Genomic DNA, 22158 nt, shown 5'->3' with positions numbered 1-22158 from the left:
TAAATTTAGATATATTTATACCAAACGAAGAATAATAAAGATAGGAGTTATATGCAGTTTTACATATAAAATTCTCTAGAAAAAGGCTTACTTCTATGGTATTTATTCAGCATTTTATAATAACTTACTAAATAGATATGCTGGTTTAAGAAATTTATTTCATTTAAGTTTATTTATTCCATTTTTCCCTCTTTTTTGATATAATAAATCCAGTCTGTTTTCAAAGGAGAGAAACATGCGTTTTAATCAATTCAGCTATCAACCAACCACTAGTTCTCAACGATTTGCAGAATTAGAAGGTCTTGGTCTAAAGCTGTCACCCCAACTGTCCTTAAAAAGACAGTTTGAAGACTTCATTTGTTGGAGTTTTTTCACTTATTCTGACACGGATTATGCCTTATCGACTTTGGCTGCGGATAAAGAAACAGATTTAGTAACCTTTTTCCAGTCAGACCGTGAGTTAACTGCGGAGATTTTCTACACAGTAGTTTTTCAACTTTTAGGATTTAGCTATCTTGTTGACTTTGAGGATGCCGAACAGTTTCGTAAAGAAACTGGTTTTCCTATTGTTTATGGGGATCTCATTGAAAATCTTTATCAGTTACTCAATACGAGAACGAAAAAAGGAAATACGCTCATTGATCAACTTGTTAGTGATGGACTCATTTCAGAAGACAATCACTACCACTACTTTAACGGTAAGAGCTTGGCAACCTTCTCTACTCATGATGTCATTCGTGAAGTCGTGTATGTCGAGAGTCGTGTGGATACTGATAACGACGGTCTCCCTGACTTAGTCAAGGTCAGCATTATTCGCCCGCGTTATGATGGACAGATTCCTTCAGTCATGACTGCCAGCCCTTACCACCAAGGGACCAACGATAAAGCCAGTGACAAGGCTCTCTACAAAATGGAAGGGGTGCTTGAGGTCAAACCGCCCCACACCATTGAACTTGAGGAGCCCAAGCTGAATTTAGTCGAATCTCATGGTCAAGCAGAAGTCGTCTCAGAAGCTGAAGAAAAGCTATCTCATATCAATAGCTCATATACACTCAATGACTACTTCCTCCCACGTGGATTTGCCAATCTCTATGTATCAGGTGTTGGAACCAAAGATTCTCAAGGTCTCATGACCAATGGTGACTACCAGCAGATTGAAGCTTATAAAAATGTCATTGATTGGCTCAATGGTCGTTGTCGTGCTTTCACGGACCACACGCGCAAGCGCCAAATCAAGGCTGACTGGTCAAACGGCAAAGTCGCAACAACAGGTATTTCCTATCTAGGTACCATGTCTAATGGTCTCGCCACCACTGGTGTTGATGGTTTGGAAGTGATCATCGCAGAAGCAGGTATTTCCTCTTGGTACAACTACTATCGTGAAAATGGTCTGGTAACCAGCCCAGGTGGTTATCCAGGTGAGGATTTTGACTCACTTGCTGAATTGACCTACTCCCGCAACCTCCAAGCTGGTGACTATATTCGTGGCAATGAAGCTCATCAAGCAGAGTTAGAAAAGGTTAAAGAGAAACTCGATCGCAAGACTGGTGACTACAATCAGTTTTGGCATGACCGCAACTATCTGCTCAATGCTCACAAGGTTCAAGCCGAGGTCGTCTTTACGCATGGTTCCCAGGATTGGAACGTCAAACCTCTTCATGTTTACCAGATGTTTCATGCCCTTCCTAGCCATATCAATAAGCACCTCTTTTTCCATCATGGTGCCCATGTCTATATGAACAACTGGCAGTCGATCGACTTCCGCGAGTCCATGAATGCCTTGTTAAGTAAGAAATTGTTAGGACTTGACTCAGACTATCAACTTCCGACTGTCATCTGGCAGGACAATACCGAACCGCAAAGATGGCAAGGTCTTGATAACTTTGGCAAACAGGATGAACTGCATACCCTCTCTCTCGGTAATGAGGAAAAAGTGATTCAAAACCAGTATGATCAAAAAGATTTTGATCGTTATGGCAAGACTTACCAGATCTTTAACACTGAACTTTACCAAGGAAAAGCCAATCAGATTACCATTGACCTTCCAGTAAGTCAAGACATTCACTTAAATGGGCGAGTGGAGCTAAAACTTCGTGTCAAATCGAGTACGAACAAGGGCTTATTATCAGCCCAACTGTTAGAACTTGGACAAAAGAAATATCTGCAACCTTATCCAGCTGTTTTAAGTGCTAGAACCATTGACAACGGTCGTTACCACATGTTAGAAAATCTCTGTGAACTGCCATTCAACCCAAGTGCCCAACGTGTCATCACCAAAGGCTACCTTAATCTTCAAAATCGAACCAATCTCTTGACGATTGAAGAAATCCAACCAAATGAATGGATGGACTTCAAGCTAGAGCTTCAACCAACTATCTACAAACTTAAAGAAGGAGATACTCTCCGTTTGGTTCTCTATACAACAGACTTTGAGATCACAATTCGAGATAATACAGACTATCAGTTGACTGTTGATTTAGCACAGTCTAGTCTTATCCTACCTTGTCAAAAGGTATAATCTACCAGACTTTCAATATGGAAGTATTCAAAGGAAAAGTCAATGAAATAGACCATTGAACTTCCTATAACCAAAGTTTTCTACTTGAACAGTCGAATCAAACATAAACTTCGTATCAAATCCAGTTCATCTTAAAGCATTATAGAAGCCCCTAGATAGAACTTGGACAAAAGATACTCCCCCTAACCAACATGTGTAACCATTTATCATATTCGCTACTAGACCACATGTTGGAAATCTCTGTGAATTACATTTAGAGTAAATTCACAACAAGCCGTGACAAAAAGCTACCCAAATTGAATGATTCACTGTCATTAAAGAACATCAATGTAGATGAACGGATTGCTACCCAGTTTATCTGCACGCAACTAGTGACAAAGTTAAAAGAAGGAGAATCTCTCCATCTAGTTCTTTATCCTACTGACTGCGAAATCATCATACGTGACAATACCGCCTACCACCCGACTGACGTTATCGTTCAGTCCACGCTACTGTACCTTGTAAAAGGAGTACTTACTTTATGAACAAATCAGAACACAGACACCAACTTATCCGCGCCCTCGTTTCAAAAAACAAAATCCATACACAAGCTGAATTACAAGCCTTATTAGCGGAAAATGATATCCAAGTGACTCAGGCTACTCTATCACGCGATATCAAAACCATGAACCTTTCAAAAGTGCTCGAAGAGGATAATTCTTACTATGTGCTAAATACAGGGTCTATCTCCAAATGGGAAAAACGTCTTGAAAACTATATGGAAGATGCTCTTGTTATGTTGCGTCCGGTGCAACACCAAGTTATTTTGAAAACTTTACCCGGTTTAGCCCAATCATTTGGATCTGTAATTGATTCCTTGGCCTTTCCAGATGTCGTTGCAACTCTTTGTGGAGACGATGTCTGCATGATTATCTGTGAAGATGCTACAAAAGCGCAGGCTTGTTTTGAGAGTCTTAAAAAATATGCGCCACCATTTTTCTTTAGTGAATAAAACAAATCCCGTGATTAAAAAATCACGGGAATTTTTTATTTCTTTGACTGTGTTTCTTCTTTCTTTGTACGCGCCAATCGAAGAGCACGTTTAGGATTGAGACGATTAAACAATTCTTCTAGTTTCTTTTCATTCCACACATCTGCTGCAGAAACAAAATTGCCATCTGCATCTCGGAATGATATCGGTTTATCTCCCATATCAATCTCCTAGTCTACAAATTCAAACTCAAATTTACCGATGCGGACCAAGTCGCCATCTTTGGCGCCACGTGCACGAAGGGCTTCGTCAACCCCCATACCACGAAGCTGACGGGCAAACTTCATGACCGATTCGTCACGGTCAAAGTTGGTCATGTTAAAGAGTTTCATTAGTTTTTCACCAGAAAGTACCCATGTCGCATCATCATCACGGCTAATCTCAAAGGCCTTTTCTTCCTCGTCAAAGCCATAGTAAACTTCTTCTTCCATATCGGATTCATCATAAATCGGGAATTCTGGAGTCTTGTCTAACAACTCGGCTGTCGCGTCCAAAAGTGTCGCCAACCCCTGCTTGGTCAGACCAGAAATAGGGAAGATGGCTGGAAGTTCCTCAAACTCGTCGTAGTTTGCTGCCAACTTTTCCTTAAAAGTTTTAAGATTTTCCTGACTTTCAGGCATATCCATCTTGTTGGCTACGATGATCTGCGGACGCTCCATGAGACGAAGGTTATAAGATTCTAATTCCTTATTGATAGCAAGGTAATCCTCATAAGGATCACGTCCTTCGCTAGCTGACATATCGATGACATGTAGGATAACTCGTGTACGTTCGATATGACGGAGAAACTGGGTCCCAAGACCAACCCCTTGACTAGCCCCTTCAATCAAACCTGGAAGGTCTGCTACTGCAAAAGATTCACCTGACTGCGTACGAACCATCCCTAGATTAGGCACAATGGTCGTAAAGTGGTAAGCACCGATTTTTGGCTTAGCTGAAGTGATGACACTAAGCAAAGTTGACTTTCCAACAGATGGAAAACCGACCAAGCCGACATCCGCTAGAATCTTCAATTCCAGTTGCAACTCACGTTCTTGACCTGGTTCTCCATTCTCAGAGATTTCAGGTGCAGGATTTTTGGGAGTGGCAAAACGGATATTTCCACGACCACCACGACCGCCATGAGCCACGATAAATTCTTGACCATGTTCAATCAAGTCTGTAATGACTTTACCTGTTTCCGCATCACGTACAGTAGTCCCCTGTGGCACGCGAACACGTAGATCTTCTGCACCACGTCCGTGCATTCCTTTGGTCATTCCTTTTTCACCGGAATCAGCCTTGAAATGACGGTTATAGCGGAAATCCATCAAGGTACGTAAGCCTTCGTCTACCACAAAAACAACGTTACCTCCACGTCCACCATCACCACCCCAAGGACCGCCATTAGGGACATATTTTTCACGGCGAAAGGCAACCATGCCATCGCCACCATTACCAGCCTTGACCTTAATCTTAGCTGTATCTAAAAACATATTCATATTTTCTTCTCACTTTAAAAAGGCTGGGGAGAACCCAGTCATTAGTTATTGTTTCTATCCCCGTAGCTTGCTTAGAATCTACTAAAAGCTCCAAGCGCAGTTGCAAAGATACCAGCAAGGGTTACAAACAACATGATGAGCACGACAACAAGTGTCACCTTTTCAAACAAAGTTTTTTTACGTTTTCCGTTATCTCCAAAAGCCATAACTTCTCCTTTTTCTATATAATTCTAATTTAATAGTCTGTTGAAACTGGTGCAATCAACCATAAAATGATATAAGCAAGGACTCCTGTCCCATAACAAAATGCAAGAACAGCCCAAATGACACGAACAATTGTTGGATCAATATCAAAATAATGAGCAACTCCTGCGCATACTCCACCAATTTTTTGATCTTTTCCGCTTCTCATTAATTTTTTCATTTTTACTTCCTCTTATTCTATTATTTGAATTCGTCTCTCCAATAATCTCTGATGCTAGACAATTGTTTTCGAGACGCTCTTAAAATACGCTTGGATTCTTTTACTGGGCTTGTAACAGCCTGTTGAGGTAGATAGAGAATCGTTTTTAAGAAGCGCTGAGTGACAGGTTGTCCATCATGTAGCTCATGTTCAAAGTTATTTGAGATAATGGCATCAAGGTAAAACTCATGAACTCGTTTCCCAAAATTTTCAGCCGAAATCTCGTACAACTTATCCGCCAACTTTTGTTCAGACATATCAGGAGTAGCAATCAATGCTTCAAGGATAGCTCCTGCAAGCTCTCGTTCTCCATAGTAGAGGGTCCCAAACATTTTATCATTGATCAGATTTTCAAGATAGGGGTTGCCATGAGCAATAACAGGCGTTCCACTGGCTAGACTTTCTAGATAGGTTAAACCCTGAGTTTCACTCGTAGATGCTGAAATAAAGAAATCAGCTGCTTTATAGTACAAGGCTGTCTCACTGGGAGCAATCATACCTGTAAAAATCACATGTTTTTGTATGTTTAATTTCTCTGCTTGTTCTTTCAGACTGTCCAGATAAGGTCCGTCTCCAGCAACAACCAACTTCACCTTGTCTTCTTCTTTCAAAACCTGCGCAAAGGCAGCTAAGACTGCTTGGATATTCTTCTCAAAGGAGATACGCGAAAGGCTCAGTAGCATTTTCTCGCCTTCCTGAATACCTAACTTCGAACGAAGCTCTTGTAAGTTTTCCTCTTTAATCTCAGGTCGTTCAAACTTAGCCAGCTCAATTCCAGTTGGGATGACACGCTTTTCAACCTTGACTTTGTATTTCGATAAAAGGTCACGAACAATCTCACTAGGGCAAATCACGCCATCTACATCATGAAGGAAGCCACGCACCAAATATTTTACCATACTCGGACGAATTAGCATGCCCTTAGCAATGTAATGTACATAGTCTTCATACTGGGTATGGTAGGTATGAATAACTGGAATTTTCAATTCTCTCGCAATCCAAATTCCTAACAAACCAAGAGAAAATTCTGTCTGGGTATGAATAATATCGAGTTGATACTGCTTGGCAATTTCAAGCGCCTTTGTAAAACCTCGGTAGGCAAATCGTCGATCCTTAAACGCAAAGAAAGGGACACTCGGAATGCGAATAATTTGCCAATCCTCGTAGCGGTTTACATCTTTATCTGTTGTTGTAAAGATAAAAACTGCATGCCCCTGCTTTTCAAGCTCAGTTTTCAAAGTCCGAATACTAGTCGCGACCCCGGAAACCTGAGGGAAATAGGTATCTGTAAATAAACCAATTCGCATAAATTACCTCACTTTTTGCCCAAAGCAGCCTGTTCTCGATAAAATTTTAACCAGATTTCCAACAAATGCTCCTCAGAGTACTCTTTGGAGATCTCGCGAGCTTTTTCTTTCAAGTCCTTTAAGGTTTCAGGGTCATTCTTATATTCTAGGATTGCTTCTCTCATCTCGGAAACATCACTTGTAGCACGATAATTCCCATCAAGAATAACCTTATACAGATCCAAATCCCTCAACATAATCGGAGCCTCGCAACTAGCCGCCTCTAAGATGGTCATAGGGAATAATTCATTGTAACTTGGTAGCAAGAATAAATCCGCCATAGCGTAAAGTTCCCGCATCCGTTCCGGTGACACAATCCCGGGAAAAATAAGATTTTTTGGTGGATTGTCCATAATCTTCTTGTAGCGTTCATAACCATCTGTCATCCCACCAAATGAAAAACCACCTGCCCAGATAAAGGTAATTTCTGGCAATTCCTCAGCAAGACGGATAAAATCATCAATTCCTTTACGTTTCTGAACCTGACCCGCACCGATTACGACAAACTGATCTTCCGCGAGATCCATTTCCTTCCGGAGTTGAGCAACTTGTTCAGCTGGTAATGGATGCCATTTTTCTTTATTTACAAAGTTTGGAATATAAGTTACTTTTTCACGTGGAATGCCAGCAGCCACTAAATCCTCGATAAACATGGGATTGACCACCACCAAGTGTTCCATTCGGTTGTAAAAGGAAAAAACATAGCGTTTGACAATTCCTTTTAGGAAAAATGGAATCTTCAAACTCCCCTCAAGCGTATCAGGCAAAAAATGCACATAGCCAATTTTTCTCCCAGAGCGTTTCTTTTGGAAAGTGGATAAATAATAGGGGAAATCAATGGTATGAAAGTGAGTTACATCTGCCTCTACAGGAAGATTCTCTGTAACAATCAACTGGTCTTTGGCATCACGGTGAAGGAGACTAACCAATTCTCTATAAGCTCCTGACACTCCTTGACCAGCTACTTTTTCACTTGAACTTAGCATATTAATACGCAATTTTTCGTTTTCCATACCTTTCATTATACCATTTTATTTCCAGAAAATCAGCAAAAGAAAGAAGAGACTATAGGAAAAAGGATAAATTTACCCTATTTTCCAATCGTCTCTCTCATTTTTCTTAGTCTTTATTTAATTCCTAGGGCGATACGTGCGTATCGGCTCATTTTCTCAACCGTCCAAGCTGGATACCAGACCAATTTAACTTCGGTATTAGTTACCTCAGGCACATCTGTCATCGCATCATGTATCTGGTCTGTCAAAAGGTCAGCCAGTGGGCAGCCCATAGTTGTCAAGGTCATATCAATTTCAGTGTGACCTGTTTCACCATCAAAACGAATTTCATAAATCAAACCTAGGTTGACAATATCAATCCCCAACTCAGGGTCGATGACTTCTTCCAAGGCATTTAAAATGCGTGTTTTGATCATTTCAATTTGCTCTTCTGTATAAGCCATGTTATTCCTCACTATTAGTCTTCAATAAAATCACGAAGCGGTTTGCTGCGACTTGGTTGACGCAATTTTCTCAAAGCCTTGGCCTCAATCTGACGGATACGCTCACGAGTCACGTTAAAGACTTTCCCAACATCTTCAAGAGTACGCATTTTCCCATCATCTAACCCGAAGCGCAAGCGCAAGACGTTTTCTTCACGGTCTGTAAGAGTATCCAAGACTTCATCCAACTGCTCACGCAAAACGATACGAGTTGTGTAGTCTACTGGATTTTCAATCACTTCGTCTTCGATAAAGTCCCCAAGATGGCTATCGTCCTCTTCACCAATCGGTGTTTCAAGTGATACTGGTTCTTGGGCGATTTTCAAGATTTCGCGGACCTTGTCAGGTGTCATATCCATACGCTCAGCGATTTGTTCAGGAGTTGGATCTTGTCCCAATTCTTGAAGGAGATTACGCTGTTCACGAACAAGCTTGTTAATGGTTTCAACCATGTGGACAGGGATACGAATAGTGCGGGCCTGGTCAGCAATGGCACGGGTAATCGCCTGACGAATCCACCAAGTTGCGTAAGTTGAAAACTTAAATCCTTTAGAGTAGTCAAACTTATCCACTGCCTTCATCAAGCCCATGTTGCCTTCTTGGATCAAGTCAAGAAATTGCATACCACGCCCTACGTAGCGCTTAGCAATCGAAACCACCAAACGAAGGTTGGCTTCTGCAAGACGTTGTTTGGCTTCAATATCACCAGCCTCAACTGCTAGGGCCAATTCTTTTTCCTCTTCGTTGGTCAAGAGAGGAACGACCCCGATTTCCTTCAAATACATACGGACTGGGTCATTAACCTTGGCAGAAGTTGAGCCAATCAAGTCCTCATCACTGAGTTCTGGTTCTTCTTCTGCACTAAGCACACGCGCACTTGGATTTCCTTCGTTGTCTGTGATAGAAATGCCAGCATCCTGGATCCGTTGCAAAAGGTCTTCAATACCGTCTGCATCTAAAGTAAAAGGAATAACCAGACTTGAATTGATTTCATCGTCTGTTGCTGTTCCTGTTTTTTTGTGGTTACGGATAAAGTCTGCTACTTGCACATCAAATGTGGTTACTTCTTTTTGTTTTGTTGCCATTATTACTCCATTCTTCTCTTTTGGGAAATCAATCGTTGCAATTCTTCCAAGGCTGTGTCTGTATCTCCTACATGACTAGCTTCCTGCACTTTCTTTTTAATTCTTAAGTTGTCCTTGCTGAGGAGGGCACGGTTTCGAGTCGCTTCGACTTCCGCTAGCTCTTGAGGCGACATCTCAACTGGCAAATCCAAGCTAAGCACGTGGTACCAAGCATTTTCAACCTCAGGCGTCTGATGAGAAAGCTCCTCTGAGCCGATTTCTCCCTGCTCACTTAATAATTCGTAAAGAATCTGAAATTCTGGGGTATCAAAGAAAAAATCTTCTCTTAAGCGGTAGTCATTTAACACAACTGGGTTCTCAGCCATCCTATAGAGGAGATGAGCCTCTGCTCTCATGACTGCTGTCAGTTGTCGCGTTACAGGTAAACTAATCGCTGCTGGAGGTTGCTCCTCTTTGACTCTTTCCTGCCTCTGAACAATGCGACTTTCATTTACAATCTGCTCCACCTGTTGGTAATCAAAGGAAGGTAGATTATCCGCCAGAATGTGAATATAAGAATTTTGGGCAGTGATAGACTTTTCCTTGGCGATTAGGGGCGCAATCTTTTCAATGAATTCGATTTGCGCCTGCAAGTTATCACTATTTTCTGGCTTGAGCTGGTGAATATAGAACTCTATAGGACTGATACGGGTCTTGGTTAAAAGGTAAGCCAGGTCTTCAGCAGAATTCTTTTGCAAATACTCATCTGGGTCCATGGCATCAGGTACTCGAACAACCTCCACTGAGAAGTCTTTTAACTCCTCTAGTGCCTTGGCTGTTGCTGCCTGCCCTGCCTTATCGCCATCATAGCTGAGAACAATTTTTCTGGTAAAGCGTTTGAGGTGATCAACATGCTCCTTGCTTAAGGCTGTTCCCATGGAAGCTACAGCATTTTCTATACCAGCACGGTAGGCTGCAATCACATCCATGAAGCCTTCCATCAGATAGAGCTCTGTGATCTTACCTGTTCCCTTTTTTGCCTTGTCCAAATGATACAATTCGTAACTCTTGTTAAAAATTGCAGTCGAGCGACTATTTTTATATTTGGCAGTCTGACTATCCGTTTCTTGCCAGATACGACCTGAAAATGCAATAACCTGCCCCTTGTCATTGGTCAAAGGAAAGATAATCCGTCCAAAAAAAGTATCATAAAACTGATTGCCATCTGACAGGTAAAACAGGCCAGAATCCAATAAATCCTTTTCCTCAAACTTGTCAGATAAACGTTGGTAGAGATAAGTTCTCTCTGCTGGAGCTAGTCCAATCTGGAAGTGCTTCAGAACATCATCTGTCAATCCGCGTTTGTAGAGATAAGCCCTTGCTTCTTCTCCCATCTTGGTCGTCATGAGGATGGCATGGTAAAAGCGTGCAGCTTCTTCATGTATATCATATAGAGCTTGATGAGGGGAAGCTTGTTGGGGACGAGACTGAACAGGCATAGCTAGTTGAATACCGACGCGCTCTCCTAAGAGCTGAACGGCTTCCATGAAGGACACGCCTTGGTATTCTTCGATAAACTTAAAGACATCTCCTGAACGCCCACATCCAAAACAGTGATAAAACTGCTTGTCTTCCACAACGTTGAAAGAGGGGGTCTTTTCACCATGAAAAGGACAGAGCCCTAAATAGTTCCGTCCAGCCTTCTGTAAAGAAATCACATCACCTATGACTTCCACAATGTTGGCATTGTTTTTGATTTCTTCAATGACTTGCTTGTCAACCATACACAATACCTCCATCTTATCATAGTTTCACGTAAACTAGTATAGCTTATTTCTGAAAAAAAGTAAACCATTTCATACGCTTTCCGTAATTCTCTTTGCCTTATTTTTCCAGATAGAAAGAGGAGATAAAAAACTCAGAAACACTTCCATGCTTCTAAGTTTCTCTTCTCTATTTTTTGATGATTATTTAACTCATCTATTCAAATAATTGATAGTAGTCTGAAATCTTCATCTTAGCTTTTTCTTCTTTATTGAGGTCTTGGATGATACGACCTTCCTTCATGACTATCAGACGATTGCCATACTTCAGCGCATCTTCCATATGGTGGGTAATCATCAAGGCTGTTAGATGACCCTTGCTGACAAAGTCATCTGTTAATTCCATCAAGGCAACACTGGTTTTTGGATCAAGGGCTGCTGTGTGTTCATCCAACAAGAGCAACTCTGGTCGCTTCAAGGTAGCCATCAAGAGACTCAAGGCCTGGCGTTGACCGCCTGATAGAAACTCAATCGGAGTATCTAGATGTTTTTCAAGCCCATTTCCCACTTTTTCAATGGTAGTCTGAAACTCTTCTCTATGGCTTGAAAGTCTCCTAGGAAGGAGTCCTCTCTTCTCACCGCGAAACTTGGCAATCAAGAGATTTTCCGCTACCGTCATACGGGGAGCCGTCCCCATCTTAGGATCCTGAAAAACACGAGACAAGTACTTAGCCCGTTTTTCAGGTGAAAAATGCGTCACATCCTCGCCCATGATACGGATACTCCCACTTGTTAAAGGTAAGGTACCTGCAATAGTGTTAAAAAGCGTTGACTTCCCTGCTCCATTTCCCCCTAGGATGGTAATGAAATCATGTTCGAAAATTTCAAGAGAAACATCATTCAGAATGATTTTTTCCTCATCAAAGCCATTCGTAATGACTTTGGTAGCATTTTTTAATTCTACAATTGCTGTCATTTGCTAAACTTGACTCCTTTCAGGTATTTGTTTTTGAAGGTTGGAATCATGAGGCAAACCGCCAAAATCAAGGCGCTGTACAAACGAAGATAACTTGTATTAAACCCAAGAGCAATCACTCCCCAAACGAGGAACTGATAAGCAATAGACCCTACAACGATGGTCATGAGTCGCTCTGCCAGGGTCAAACTCTTGAACAAAACCTCACCAATAATCAAGCTAGCAAGCCCTACGACAATCACGCCAATTCCTCGAGAAACATCCGCGTATCCTTCTTGTTGAGCAATTAAGGCTCCTGCAAGCGCGATAATCCCATTTGAGAGAACCAAACCCATAAGTTCCATACGACCCGTATTGATACCAAAGCTACGAGCCATATCGGGATTGTCACCTGTAGCGATGTAGGCCTGACCTAGTTTGGTATCAAGGAAAAAGAGCATAAGGCCAATAACAAGAGCTACAAAGATTAATCCAGTCAGGAGTTGGTTAAGATCTGAATCGAAAGGCAAGACATCCTGTATTTGTTTAGTTCCAAGAAGCCCCAGATTGGCACGCCCCATAATCATGAGCATGATGGAATGGCAGGAAGTCATGACCAGAATCCCTGATAAGAGGGTTGGGATTTTTCCTTTGGTATATAAGAGACCTGTCGCCATTCCAGCTAGACAGCCCGCTCCTACTGCGGCTAGGGTTGCTAAAAATGGGTTGACTCCCTGTGTTATCAAGGTTACAGCTACTGCTCCCCCAAGAGGAAAAGAACCTTCAGTAGTCATATCTGGAAAATTCAAAATTCGAAAAGTCATAAAGATTCCCAAACCTAAAATCGCCCAGACCATCCCCTGAGAAATAATGGATACTATCATAATCTTTCACTCATTTCTTTCTTTAGTAAAAACGGGAGGAGATGTGTCCAGCTCCTCCTTTATCTTTATTCAATCACTTGTCCTGCTTCTTTTAGAACGGACTCAGGAATGGTGATACCAAGTTCCTGCGCTAGTTTTTTGTTAATCACTGACTTACCAGTTGAAAAGACATTAACTGGCGTATCAGCTGGTTTTTCACCTTTCAAAACTTTGGCAATCATCTTACCAGTAGCCACTCCAAGATCGTGTTGGTCAACTACTACAGATGCCAGGCCTCCTGCTTCTACCATGGCAGTAGCACTTGGGTAGATTGGCTTTTTAGCTGTTTGGTTGCTTGAAACAACTGTTGAGAATGCGGATGCGATGGTGTTGTCAATTGGAACCCAAATCGCATCGACCTTGCTTGTCATAACATTGACTGTTGAAGCAATTTCGTTAGTCGAAGGAACGGCAAAGGTTTCGACTGTCAAACCTGCTTTTTCAGCATAAGCCTTGAATTCTTCTACCTGTGTTTTTGAGTTATCTTCGCTACTTGAGTAAAGAGCACCGATTGTTTTGACATTTGGTGTCAAAGTTTTAATCAATTCCACTTGTTGTTCAGCAGGGTTGTGGTCTGACACCCCTGTGATGTTGCCACCTGGTTTTTTCAAATCTTTGACCAAGTTAGCACCGATTGGGTCTGTAATAGCAGCCATGATAACTGGTAGGTCTTTTGTAGCACTAGCGAGTCCTTGAGCTGCTGGTGTTGCAATCCCAACAACTACATCGTTTCCATTTGCTACCAATTGTTTACTCATGGTTGCAACCTTGCTCTGATCTCCTTCAGAGTTCATAAAGTCGATTTTTACTTGATCGTCCTTATAGCCTTCTTCAGCTAGTCCATCTTGAATCCCTTGGTAAATCAAGTCCAAGGATGGGTGACTAACAAATTGAAGGACACCAACCTTAGCAACCTTTTGCTCTTCTTTAGCTGATGGCTTGTTCATTGATGAATAAATCAAGCTAGCCACTACCAATACTGCTAATCCAGCGACAATTCCAATCAAACGTTTATTTTTCATTTTTCTTTCTCCTTAATTCTTTTACCTTAACTTTTTAAATCACATCATCAAGCGATGCCATCGTTTAAATTCCAATATCTTTCCTCCCCATAGAAAAAGTCCTCACACAAAAAACTTGTGTGAGGACGTCGATGCGCGGTGCCACCTCAATTATAGGAATATTCCTATCGCTCTTTCTCGCAATAACGAGTTGCACTGTAAGGTGTGCTCACCGAATTTTTATGATTTCAAATTCTTAAGTACATTCAGCCCAATTTCATCAATTTCATCTATCTGCTTTCACCAACCACAGACTCTCTAAAAAATGAGCAAGATTACTTTCTGAATGTTTAAATTATATCATTTTTCAACTACTTGTCAAGCTTATTTTTAGAATTTTTTAAACAATTCAAAAACTTCCCCTTGAAAAAAGAGGAAGTTTGTAGAATATCAGCCTGAATTACGCAAACCAGTTGCAATTCCGTTGATAGTTGTATGGATCAGTTTTTCTTCGTCTGCCGACAATTCTCCGCGACGTTGACGTTTGATCAACTCCAACTGGATGTAGTTAAGGATATTAAAGTAAGGCATACGATAGTTTAGACTGTCTTTTAGGTAAGAGTTTTCTGCCAAGAGTTCGTCATAACCTTCGATAGCTAAAATAACGTCCTTAGTCAACTGCCATTCATCTAAAATAGTGTAGTAGATAGCTTGTACTTCTTCGTCTTCACAGAGCTTGGCATATTCAAAAGCAATATTCATATTAGACTTAGACAAGACCATGTCCACATTGGAAAGCAAAGATTGGAAGAAAGGCCAGTTTTGGTACATATCACGAAGGAACTCGATATTCTTTGGATCTTGATCTATAAACTCTTTAAAGCTGGATCCTACTCCATACCATCCAGGAAACATGACACGGCTTTGTGACCATGAGAAGACCCAAGGAATGGCACGCAAACCACCAATTTCAGTGATGGTCTTACGAGCTGCTGGACGCGAACCGATATTGAAGCTTGAAATAGCTTTGATTGGACTTGATTCAAAGAAATAGTCATAGAAATGTTCATTTCCAAAGACCAAATCACGGTAGATATCATAACTACGGTCCACTACTTGATCCATGATAGCTTCGTAACGATTTGACGTATTGATATCACTCTTCTTCTTGGTAATCATGCGGTTAATGGCTGCAGAAACCAACATTTCAAGGTTATAATAAGCAGCGTCTTTGTTTCCGTATTTATTTCCAATGACTTCTCCTTGCTCAGTCAGACGGATACGGTCCTTAATAGACTTGAGCGGTTGAGATGTGATGGCTTCATAAGTTGGTCCACCACCACGACCCACAGTACCACCACGACCGTGGAAGAAAGTGACCTTAACGCCAAATTCATCACCGATAGCAGTTAGTTGTTGTTGCGCCTTGTAGAGAGTCCAACATGAGGACAGGTAACCACCATCCTTGTTACTATCAGAGTAGCCAAGCATGATTTCCTGATAGTTATCTTTTGAAGCAATCCATTTTTTAGCCAAAGGAAGAGAGAAATATCTTCTCATGGTTTCTTCCGAATGGTCTAAGTCCTCAATAGTTTCAAAGAGGGGAACAATCTGAACTCGTGCTTTTTGGGAATCAACCAAGCCTACTTCCTTGAGCATGATTGCTAGCTCTAGCATATCTGATACACTGGTTGCATGTGAGATAATGGTTTGACGAATGACATTTTCACCCAGTTTATCCTTCAACTTGCGGGCAGCTTTAAAGATAGACAGTTCCTTCTCAAGAAGTTCTGACTTTTCAGCATGAGTGGCTGAGAGGATACGAGGATCTTCTTCCAACTCTTTTAAGAGAAGGCTACATTTTTCGTCTTCAGACAGATCGCTATAGTGATCGTTGATACCAGCTGATGCTAACAATTCAGCCACACAGGCTTCGTGAACGCTAGAATCCTGGCGCATGTCAATAGAGGCAAGGTAGAAGCCAAAGATTTCGACAGCTTGCATCAACTCGACAAATTCTCCAGAAATCAGGTATTCTCCTTTGTTCTCAAGGAGAGAGTCGCGAATGGCCAACAAATCTTGATAAAATTCATCCGCAGTGGCATATCTAGGCTGAAGATTCTTGTCTTCAATGAGATAAGCCTTGGTTGCCTGCATCTTAGCTTGGATATCAAAAAGGGCACGACGATAGAGTTCTTTTTCGCGATAAATCGAGTTGTCTTGTGACTTCAGCGCCATCTCACGGACCTTGTCGCTGACATTCACGATGCTGGTTGACAGTGAAAACTCACGATAAAGATTATAAATCTTTTCATCATAGTAGTTCATGATGACTTCGCACTGAGTCAAGGCTGATTTGTTTAGGGTTTCCGCTGTTACGAAAGGATTTCCATCACGGTCTCCTCCGATCCACATCCCCATGGTAATCGGTTTTGGATGTTGGAGCTCGATACCTTGTTCTTTAGCTAGTTTCTTATACTCAGCTGTCAAACGTGGAACAGCATTCAGGAAAGAACTTTGGTAGTACTCCATCACGTTGGTGATTTCGTTGGTTACCTTCAATTTCTTCTCACGAATCATGTCCGTTTGCATGATAATTTCAATGTAACGACGGAGATCTGTGTGCCATTTTTCTTTATTAATCAAGCCGAGTTTAACATCACGGTACTTGCGCAAGAGAGTATGGATATGGTTGGTCAGATCCAGCATACTCTTGCGTTGTACTTGCGTTGGATGGGCGGTCAAGACAGGAACGACATTTAACTTTTCTAAAATTTCAGCTGCATTTTCTTTTTCAGCTACCATCTTAATCGTTGTAGATAATTTTCCTAAATAGTCTTGGTCCACATTGTTTTGGTGATTGATTTCATAGGCCAAATCCACATCCTCAGAGATATTAATCAAAAGTGGAAGGATAGAGAAATAGCGTGAAATGTAAATCATTTCTTCATTCGATAGACTGGTCACTAGGTCATTGAGCCCTTGATAATTCTCACTAGTTGATAATTCTTTCAACTGGATAATCTTTTCAAAGGTTTCTGGCGCCAGCATATTTTTTGTGATATCTTCTAATAGCTCAGTCAGAATCAAGACTTCTTCTTGGACGACTGCTTTATTACTATAGTTTTCTAATTTTTGAAGAGACATATACTTTCCTTTCCATACAATCCTTACAGATTTTCATCGGTTTGATTCTCGTATTCTCTGATAAGTTTGGCACGTTTTTCGCTGGCATCAATGTTCAGTACAAGCGCGATGGCTACGGATAATACCAGTAGACTGTTCCCACCTTGTGAAAGGAAGGGGAAGGTTACCCCTGTAGAAGGAATCAACCCTGAAATCCCACCGATATTGACAAAGACTTGAACAAGGATCATCCCTCCGACACCAATAGCAACCATGGAGTTAAAGGGATCCTTTGCTCGAATACCAACCAAGATGATTCGCAAAATCAAGAAGAAGAGTAAAGCCAAAATCATACTGGCTCCTACGAATCCAAACTCTTCGATGACAATCGAAAAGACAAAATCCGTATGGGCTTCTGGCAGATAGCCACGCTTCTCAATAGAATTTCCCAGTCCCAGTCCGAACCAGCCTCCATTTACCATTGCATAGTAGGAATTTGCGAGCTGGTGTCCTGCCCCCGCCAAGTCATTAAAGGGATTAAAGAAGGCACTGAAACGTTTAGCAACGTAACCAAATACAGGAATTTGAGAGAACTTTTCAACCCCAACAAAGCGAATGACAGACAAGACTAACATTGAACTTCCTGCCAAGAGAGCTAGAATGGTCGAAAACCAACGATAGGCGATCCCACTTACGGTATACATGATGAGCGCCACCAAGACCAAGATGGTCGCATTTCCCAAGTCTGGGAAAATTCCCAGGCTACCAATCAGAACCAGCAGAACAAAACGCCAGTCATTAAAAGCTCGAGGTAGCCACTGATTCTGTGTCAAAACCTGGAAGTCATAAACCGCAATCTCATCTTGTTGTTTTGAAAATCGATGTGCCAAGTACCAGATGATGATAATCTTAAGGTACTCCGCAGGCTGAATCGTTACAGGTCCTACAGAAATCCATCCGTATGCTCCATTGACAGGTGTTCCGACCAGTCGCGCCAGAGCTAAAAGAACCATCTCCACAATCATTACAATAAAGATGAGACGCCCATTTCTTAGGAAACCTAATTTTAATTTATAGATTAAGGCAATCAGAATCAAACTAGCTATCCAGAAGATCCCCTGGTTACGCACCAATTGAAAGGCACTTTTCCCTTCTTCGATCAAGGTTGCACTCGTTGTCGAGTACACCACAATCAGCCCCAAAATCGATAAAAGGAAGTAAGGAATCAAAATGGAATAGTTTAGTAGGTGCCTTTTACTAATTTTCATATTTCACCACTCTAATAGGAACAGACGCTTCTGTTCCCAATTCCGTTTTATTTTCTAGTTTTGATTGCTATTATACCACTTTTTCAGAAAGAAAAAAACTCTTATCCTTTAATCCTTCGAATTTTACTCATTTTCTAGTATCAGGTATAAAAAAACAAATCTCTTTTGAGATTTGTTTTTTGCTTTCTTAGTTAGATGAAGAGCTGCTGCTTGAGCTTGAGTCACCACCACCAATGTATTGAGTGAAGATGTTTTGGAATGATTGATCTTTAACCTTGATGTTTGCTGCTTGCAATTCTTTACCAATTACTCCTTGAACAAAGGCTGAATCATTTTGTTTTTGAGTCAAGATGATGGTCTTCAATTTTTCTTTATAATCCTCGATATTAGAAGATTTTTCTGTTTTCTTCGTTACTTTGACGATGTAGAACTGACTACTGTAGGCTTGTGTTCCAGTAGCTGTAATCACATCAGAAACCCCGTTCACATCCAAAGCAAAAGCTGCTTTCTTGACTTGTTCTGGAAGTTCTGTTGAAGCAGAGTCAAAAGTGATTTCTCCACCATTTTCTTTTGTTTTGTCGTCGTTAGAGTTGTCTTTTGCCAACTGAGCAAAATCTGCACCTTCTGCTTTAGCTTTCTCAAGTACTTCTTTTGCCTTGTCTTCATTATCCAAACGGATGATTTGAGCTGTTACATCTGGTGTGTAAGACTCAAAAGCTTTTTGGTAAGCTTCGTCTGTCAACTCACTCTCAGCAGCCTTCTTAACTGCCAATTCAACCAATTTGCTAGTGCGGATTTGAGCTTTACGAGTCTCAGGTGTCATACCTGCACGTTGAAGCACGCTGTTGTAGCTATCGCCGTATTTCTTTTGTTCTTCAGCAACAGCATCATCCACATCTTTATCCGTTACTTCTGATCCATATTGTTGTTCAAATACTTTTTGGATGGTCATATTGAGCAAGACTTGTTGTGCAGTTGGATTGTTCTTTACTTCTTCAAAGAATTGATGCTCTGTAATCACATCGCCCTTCATGCTGATCAAATCTTTTCCTTCAGAACTGTTTGAACAAGCTGCAAGTGTTGCTACTGATAAAAGTGTGATGGCTCCTGCCATAAGTTTTTTCTTCATTTTTACTCCTTTTACGGTAAGTGTTACCTTATCTATTTTACTATAATTTCTTAAATTTTTCTGAAAATCATTCGCTCTCAGGAAGCTCTACTTCTGCTAGATTCTTTCGTAGCATGAGAATGCCGTCTCCAAGCGGAACTAGAGTTGCTGTTAGACCTGGATTGTCCAAAGTTGCATCGAAAAGTCTTTGCAAACCACGGTAAATGGTTCGTTGACCTCGGCGGACTTCCATGATGTCCTTGGCAACATCTCCTCCTTGGAAAATATCATCCAAGACCACTACTCCACCAACTTCCAAGTGATTGAGGATTTCAGGCAGAAAGACGATATACTTGGACTTGGCCGAATCCATAAAGACAAAGTCATAAGTTTCTGTCAAAGTAGATAAAACATCGACTGCATCTCCCTCTAAAAGAGTGATTTGCTTACGACTGTCAAACTGGGTAAAGTTTTCCTTGGCAAAGCCTATCATTTCTGGATTACGATCAATCGTTGTAATCTTGGCATCTGGCGCATGTTCCGCCATCAAGAGGGCTGAAAAACCGATAGCTGTCCCAATTTCCAAAATGTTCTTGGGCTGTATGGTCTCCATGAGAAAACGGAAATACGCGACCGTTTCATGGGGAATAATGGGAATGTTTTCCTTGCGAGCGAAGGTCTCCAATTCTTTCAAAGAACCTGTCACCTGCTTTTGACGCTGGCGCATGAGTTCTACGATTTCTTCCTTGACGACGGGACGACGCATATTGTGATTGGCATTTTTACTATAAGACTCTACCATCTTAAGCTAGTCCCAATTTTTCAACAAGGGCTTCAAACTCGTTCAAGCGACGTTCAAAGACTGCAAAGGCATCGTTGAGATAGTCTTCCTTCTCCATATCCACTCCCGCTTTTCTCATGACATTGAGTGGATAGTCAGACTTACCTGCCTTGAGGTAGTCGATATAGCGGTCACGGTCTTCTTGACTACCATGGACAATCTTCTCAGCCAAGGCTGAAGCAGCTGCAAAACCTGTTGAATACTGATAAACATAGTAGTTATAGTAGAAGTGTGGAATGCGTGCCCACTCGTATTGGATCTGAGGATTGTCTTCCTTGCTGAGTCCATAGTAATCTTGGTTCAAGTCAGCGTAGAGCTTATTGAGGAAATCACTTGTCAAGACTTCTCCATTTTGATCTGCTTGGTGGATGGCATGTTCAAACTCAGCGAATTGAGTTTGACGGAAGACTGTTCCACGGAAACCGTCTAGGAAGTTATTGAGAATTGCAAAACGAGTCGCATCGTCTTCTACTTCTTCCAACAATTTCTCTGTCAAGATATTTTCGTTAGTCGTTGAGGCAATCTCAGCCAAGAAGATAGAATAATCTCCGTAAACATAAGGTTGGGTTTCACGAGTATAGCTGGAGTGCATACTGTGACCTGTCTCATGGACAAGGGTAAAGAGATTATCTAGATTGTCCTGCCAGTTGAGAAGCATAAAGGCATTGGTATCATATGATCCACCAGAATAGGCACCAGAACGCTTGCCTTGGTTTTCATAGACATCAATCCAACGCTCAATGAAGGCACGTTTGACACGGCTCAAGTAGTCGTCACCCAAGACCGCCAAGGCCTCTTCTGCCTTTTTCAAGGCTTCTTCGTAGGTAAAGCTATAATCTACTGACGAAAGCGGTGTGTAGACATCATACATCTTGAGATCTGAAATCCCCAAGATTTTAGAACGAAGTTTAAGGTAACGATGCAAGAGTGGCAAATGCTTGCGAACTGCTGCTACTAGATTGTGATAGACACTTTCTGGAACAAAATTTGCTGCGAGGGCCGCATGACGAGCACTCTTATAGTTGCGAACTTTGGCACGGTAGTTTTGCACCTTAACATTTGTCTGCAAGGTCTTAGCATAAGTGTGTTGGAATTGCTCATATGTCGCATAAAGGGCTTCATAGGCACCACGACGCACTTCACGGTTTTTAGACTCCATCAAACGGATGTAAGTACCGTGTGAAAGTTGCACTTCCTTGCCTTCGTCATCAAGCACGTATGGGAAGCTAATATCCGCATTGTCCAAAATAGCGAAGGTTTCACTAGCAGAACCAAAGATTTCTCCTGCTCCAGCAAGCAATTCTTCCTCACGTTGCGAAAGAACATGGTCTTTCTTTTGCAAGAGCTTGTCAAAAAAGTGTTTGTAAACTTGGAGTTTTGGTTGAGCTTCTAGGAAGGCCGCATACTGCTCTTCGCTAATCTCCATAAACTCAGGTTCATAGAATGAAAAGGCTTGTTCTAACTGACTGTATAGGGTCATTGCCTTAGCATAGTACTCTTGATACTTGGATTCACGCGTGTCCTGGTCATTTTTCATATGTGCATAGACATAAAGCTTTTCAACTTGGCGTTCCAAATCAAGTGAAAATTCTGTGATCTCAAGCAAACTGTCTGCGCTGTCTAAGAGATGTCCCTCATACTGAGATGCTGTTTGTACTTTTTCAGTTAAATCTTTCAAGGCTTCTTCCCAAGCCTGGTCTGTTGGGTAGATTGTTGAAAGATCCCATGTATCTTTTTCACTTATTTCATGTCGTTGTAATACCATAAGATTCCTCC

Annotated in this window: 19 protein-coding genes and 1 other annotated feature; of the genes, 2 read left to right on the top strand and 17 right to left on the bottom strand. The window is 41.4% G+C overall.

The features are described 5' to 3' along the window. The first annotated feature begins 235 nt into the window (after positions 1-235). Both GMD6S_RS00505 and GMD6S_RS00500 read left to right on the top strand, forming a co-directional pair. On the top strand, positions 236-2518 hold the full coding sequence (locus tag GMD6S_RS00505) for a Xaa-Pro dipeptidyl-peptidase (protein WP_001212016.1): 2283 nt from the start codon (positions 236-238) through the stop codon (positions 2516-2518). Positions 2519-3038: 520 nt separating this feature from the next. Then, entirely contained in the window at positions 3039-3509 is a 471-nt protein-coding gene (locus GMD6S_RS00500; protein ID WP_001043012.1) for an arginine repressor, read from the top strand. A gap of 35 nt (positions 3510-3544) precedes the next feature. Here GMD6S_RS00500 and GMD6S_RS00495 read toward each other — a convergent pair whose 3' ends face one another. The 17 genes from GMD6S_RS00495 to pepF all read right to left on the bottom strand — a co-directional run bounded on the left by GMD6S_RS00495 (position 3545) and on the right by pepF (position 22147). After that, positions 3545-3709: a hypothetical protein gene (locus GMD6S_RS00495; protein WP_000502578.1), complete on the bottom strand. Its 165-nt coding sequence runs from the start codon at positions 3707-3709 to the stop codon at positions 3545-3547. 9 nt (positions 3710-3718) lie between these two features. Continuing rightward, positions 3719-5029 (bottom strand): GTPase ObgE, encoded by a 1311-nt coding sequence (gene obgE, locus GMD6S_RS00490; protein WP_001055815.1) that lies wholly within the window; start codon positions 5027-5029, stop codon positions 3719-3721. Positions 5030-5100: 71 nt separating this feature from the next. Beyond that, positions 5101-5235, bottom strand: coding sequence for a DUF4044 domain-containing protein (locus tag GMD6S_RS00485; RefSeq protein ID WP_000863851.1), 135 nt, complete (start codon positions 5233-5235; stop codon positions 5101-5103). Between the two features lie 29 nt (positions 5236-5264). Then, the gene (locus tag GMD6S_RS00480; RefSeq protein WP_000735789.1) at positions 5265-5453 is read right to left on the bottom strand and encodes a PspC domain-containing protein; all 189 of its coding nucleotides are present in this window, start codon (positions 5451-5453) and stop codon (positions 5265-5267) included. A 20-nt stretch (positions 5454-5473) separates the two neighbouring features. Next, positions 5474-6799, bottom strand: a complete 1326-nt coding sequence (locus GMD6S_RS00475) for a glycosyltransferase family 4 protein (RefSeq protein ID WP_001219459.1) — start codon at positions 6797-6799, stop codon at positions 5474-5476. 8 nt (positions 6800-6807) lie between these two features. Further along, positions 6808-7851, bottom strand: coding sequence for a glycosyltransferase family 4 protein (locus tag GMD6S_RS00470; protein WP_008292415.1), 1044 nt, complete (start codon positions 7849-7851; stop codon positions 6808-6810). 113 nt (positions 7852-7964) lie between these two features. Continuing rightward, entirely contained in the window at positions 7965-8294 is a 330-nt protein-coding gene (locus GMD6S_RS00465) for a metal-sulfur cluster assembly factor (protein WP_000331922.1), read from the bottom strand. A 14-nt stretch (positions 8295-8308) separates the two neighbouring features. Further along, positions 8309-9418 carry an RNA polymerase sigma factor RpoD gene (gene rpoD / locus GMD6S_RS00460; protein WP_000201892.1) on the bottom strand — a complete coding sequence of 370 codons (1110 nt, stop codon included), beginning with the start codon at positions 9416-9418 and terminating at the stop codon, positions 8309-8311. Between the two features lie 2 nt (positions 9419-9420). Beyond that, positions 9421-11181, bottom strand: a complete 1761-nt coding sequence (dnaG, locus tag GMD6S_RS00455; RefSeq protein WP_000227881.1) for a DNA primase — start codon at positions 11179-11181, stop codon at positions 9421-9423. A gap of 196 nt (positions 11182-11377) precedes the next feature. After that, entirely contained in the window at positions 11378-12136 is a 759-nt protein-coding gene (locus tag GMD6S_RS00450) for an ABC transporter ATP-binding protein (RefSeq protein ID WP_000125424.1), read from the bottom strand. Then, positions 12133-12999: an ABC transporter permease gene (locus GMD6S_RS00445; RefSeq protein ID WP_000637254.1), complete on the bottom strand. Its 867-nt coding sequence runs from the start codon at positions 12997-12999 to the stop codon at positions 12133-12135. The genes GMD6S_RS00450 and GMD6S_RS00445 overlap by 4 nt, the downstream gene beginning before the upstream one ends. 65 nt (positions 13000-13064) lie before the next feature. Further along, positions 13065-14060, bottom strand: coding sequence for a tryptophan ABC transporter substrate-binding protein (gene trpX / locus GMD6S_RS00440; RefSeq protein WP_000792187.1), 996 nt, complete (start codon positions 14058-14060; stop codon positions 13065-13067). Between the two features lie 118 nt (positions 14061-14178). Beyond that, positions 14179-14393, bottom strand: a binding site (T-box leader). Positions 14394-14489: 96 nt separating this feature from the next. Then, on the bottom strand, positions 14490-17186 hold the full coding sequence (ppc, locus tag GMD6S_RS00435; protein WP_000058166.1) for a phosphoenolpyruvate carboxylase: 2697 nt from the start codon (positions 17184-17186) through the stop codon (positions 14490-14492). Between the two features lie 23 nt (positions 17187-17209). Further along, the gene (gene ftsW, locus GMD6S_RS00430; protein WP_000703342.1) at positions 17210-18433 is read right to left on the bottom strand and encodes a cell division peptidoglycan polymerase FtsW; all 1224 of its coding nucleotides are present in this window, start codon (positions 18431-18433) and stop codon (positions 17210-17212) included. A 187-nt stretch (positions 18434-18620) separates the two neighbouring features. Then, the gene (gene prsA / locus GMD6S_RS00425) at positions 18621-19562 is read right to left on the bottom strand and encodes a peptidylprolyl isomerase PrsA (protein WP_000728083.1); all 942 of its coding nucleotides are present in this window, start codon (positions 19560-19562) and stop codon (positions 18621-18623) included. Between the two features lie 67 nt (positions 19563-19629). Further along, positions 19630-20343: an O-methyltransferase gene (locus GMD6S_RS00420; RefSeq protein ID WP_000230411.1), complete on the bottom strand. Its 714-nt coding sequence runs from the start codon at positions 20341-20343 to the stop codon at positions 19630-19632. 1 nt (position 20344) lies between these two features. Next, positions 20345-22147, bottom strand: coding sequence for an oligoendopeptidase F (pepF, locus tag GMD6S_RS00415; RefSeq protein ID WP_000244109.1), 1803 nt, complete (start codon positions 22145-22147; stop codon positions 20345-20347). Positions 22148-22158 lie beyond the last annotated feature (11 nt).

This window comes from Streptococcus sp. GMD6S, from assembly GCF_000297015.1.
The sequence above is the reverse complement of the archived record's forward strand: the minus strand, read 5'-3'. Positions and strand labels throughout refer to the sequence as shown.

Bases quoted from the DNA above. Each gene is read 5' to 3' on its own strand.
- ppc (WP_000058166.1), bottom strand. From the start codon at position 17,186: ATGTCTCTTCAAAAATTAGAAAACTATAGTAATAAAGCAGTCGTCCAA.
- GMD6S_RS00495 (WP_000502578.1), bottom strand. From the start codon at position 3,709: ATGGGAGATAAACCGATATCATTCCGAGATGCAGATGGCAATTTTGTT.
- GMD6S_RS00480 (WP_000735789.1), bottom strand. From the start codon at position 5,453: ATGAAAAAATTAATGAGAAGCGGAAAAGATCAAAAAATTGGTGGAGTA.
- rpoD (WP_000201892.1), bottom strand. From the start codon at position 9,418: ATGGCAACAAAACAAAAAGAAGTAACCACATTTGATGTGCAAGTAGCA.
- GMD6S_RS00500 (WP_001043012.1), top strand. From the start codon at position 3,039: ATGAACAAATCAGAACACAGACACCAACTTATCCGCGCCCTCGTTTCA.
- prsA (WP_000728083.1), bottom strand. From the start codon at position 19,562: ATGAAGAAAAAACTTATGGCAGGAGCCATCACACTTTTATCAGTAGCA.
- ftsW (WP_000703342.1), bottom strand. From the start codon at position 18,433: ATGAAAATTAGTAAAAGGCACCTACTAAACTATTCCATTTTGATTCCT.
- GMD6S_RS00465 (WP_000331922.1), bottom strand. From the start codon at position 8,294: ATGGCTTATACAGAAGAGCAAATTGAAATGATCAAAACACGCATTTTA.
- trpX (WP_000792187.1), bottom strand. From the start codon at position 14,060: ATGAAAAATAAACGTTTGATTGGAATTGTCGCTGGATTAGCAGTATTG.
- GMD6S_RS00505 (WP_001212016.1), top strand. From the start codon at position 236: ATGCGTTTTAATCAATTCAGCTATCAACCAACCACTAGTTCTCAACGA.
- GMD6S_RS00445 (WP_000637254.1), bottom strand. From the start codon at position 12,999: ATGATAGTATCCATTATTTCTCAGGGGATGGTCTGGGCGATTTTAGGT.
- GMD6S_RS00485 (WP_000863851.1), bottom strand. From the start codon at position 5,235: ATGGCTTTTGGAGATAACGGAAAACGTAAAAAAACTTTGTTTGAAAAG.
- GMD6S_RS00470 (WP_008292415.1), bottom strand. From the start codon at position 7,851: ATGGAAAACGAAAAATTGCGTATTAATATGCTAAGTTCAAGTGAAAAA.
- dnaG (WP_000227881.1), bottom strand. From the start codon at position 11,181: ATGGTTGACAAGCAAGTCATTGAAGAAATCAAAAACAATGCCAACATT.
- GMD6S_RS00450 (WP_000125424.1), bottom strand. From the start codon at position 12,136: ATGACAGCAATTGTAGAATTAAAAAATGCTACCAAAGTCATTACGAAT.
- obgE (WP_001055815.1), bottom strand. From the start codon at position 5,029: ATGAATATGTTTTTAGATACAGCTAAGATTAAGGTCAAGGCTGGTAAT.
- GMD6S_RS00475 (WP_001219459.1), bottom strand. From the start codon at position 6,799: ATGCGAATTGGTTTATTTACAGATACCTATTTCCCTCAGGTTTCCGGG.
- pepF (WP_000244109.1), bottom strand. From the start codon at position 22,147: ATGGTATTACAACGACATGAAATAAGTGAAAAAGATACATGGGATCTT.
- GMD6S_RS00420 (WP_000230411.1), bottom strand. From the start codon at position 20,343: ATGGTAGAGTCTTATAGTAAAAATGCCAATCACAATATGCGTCGTCCC.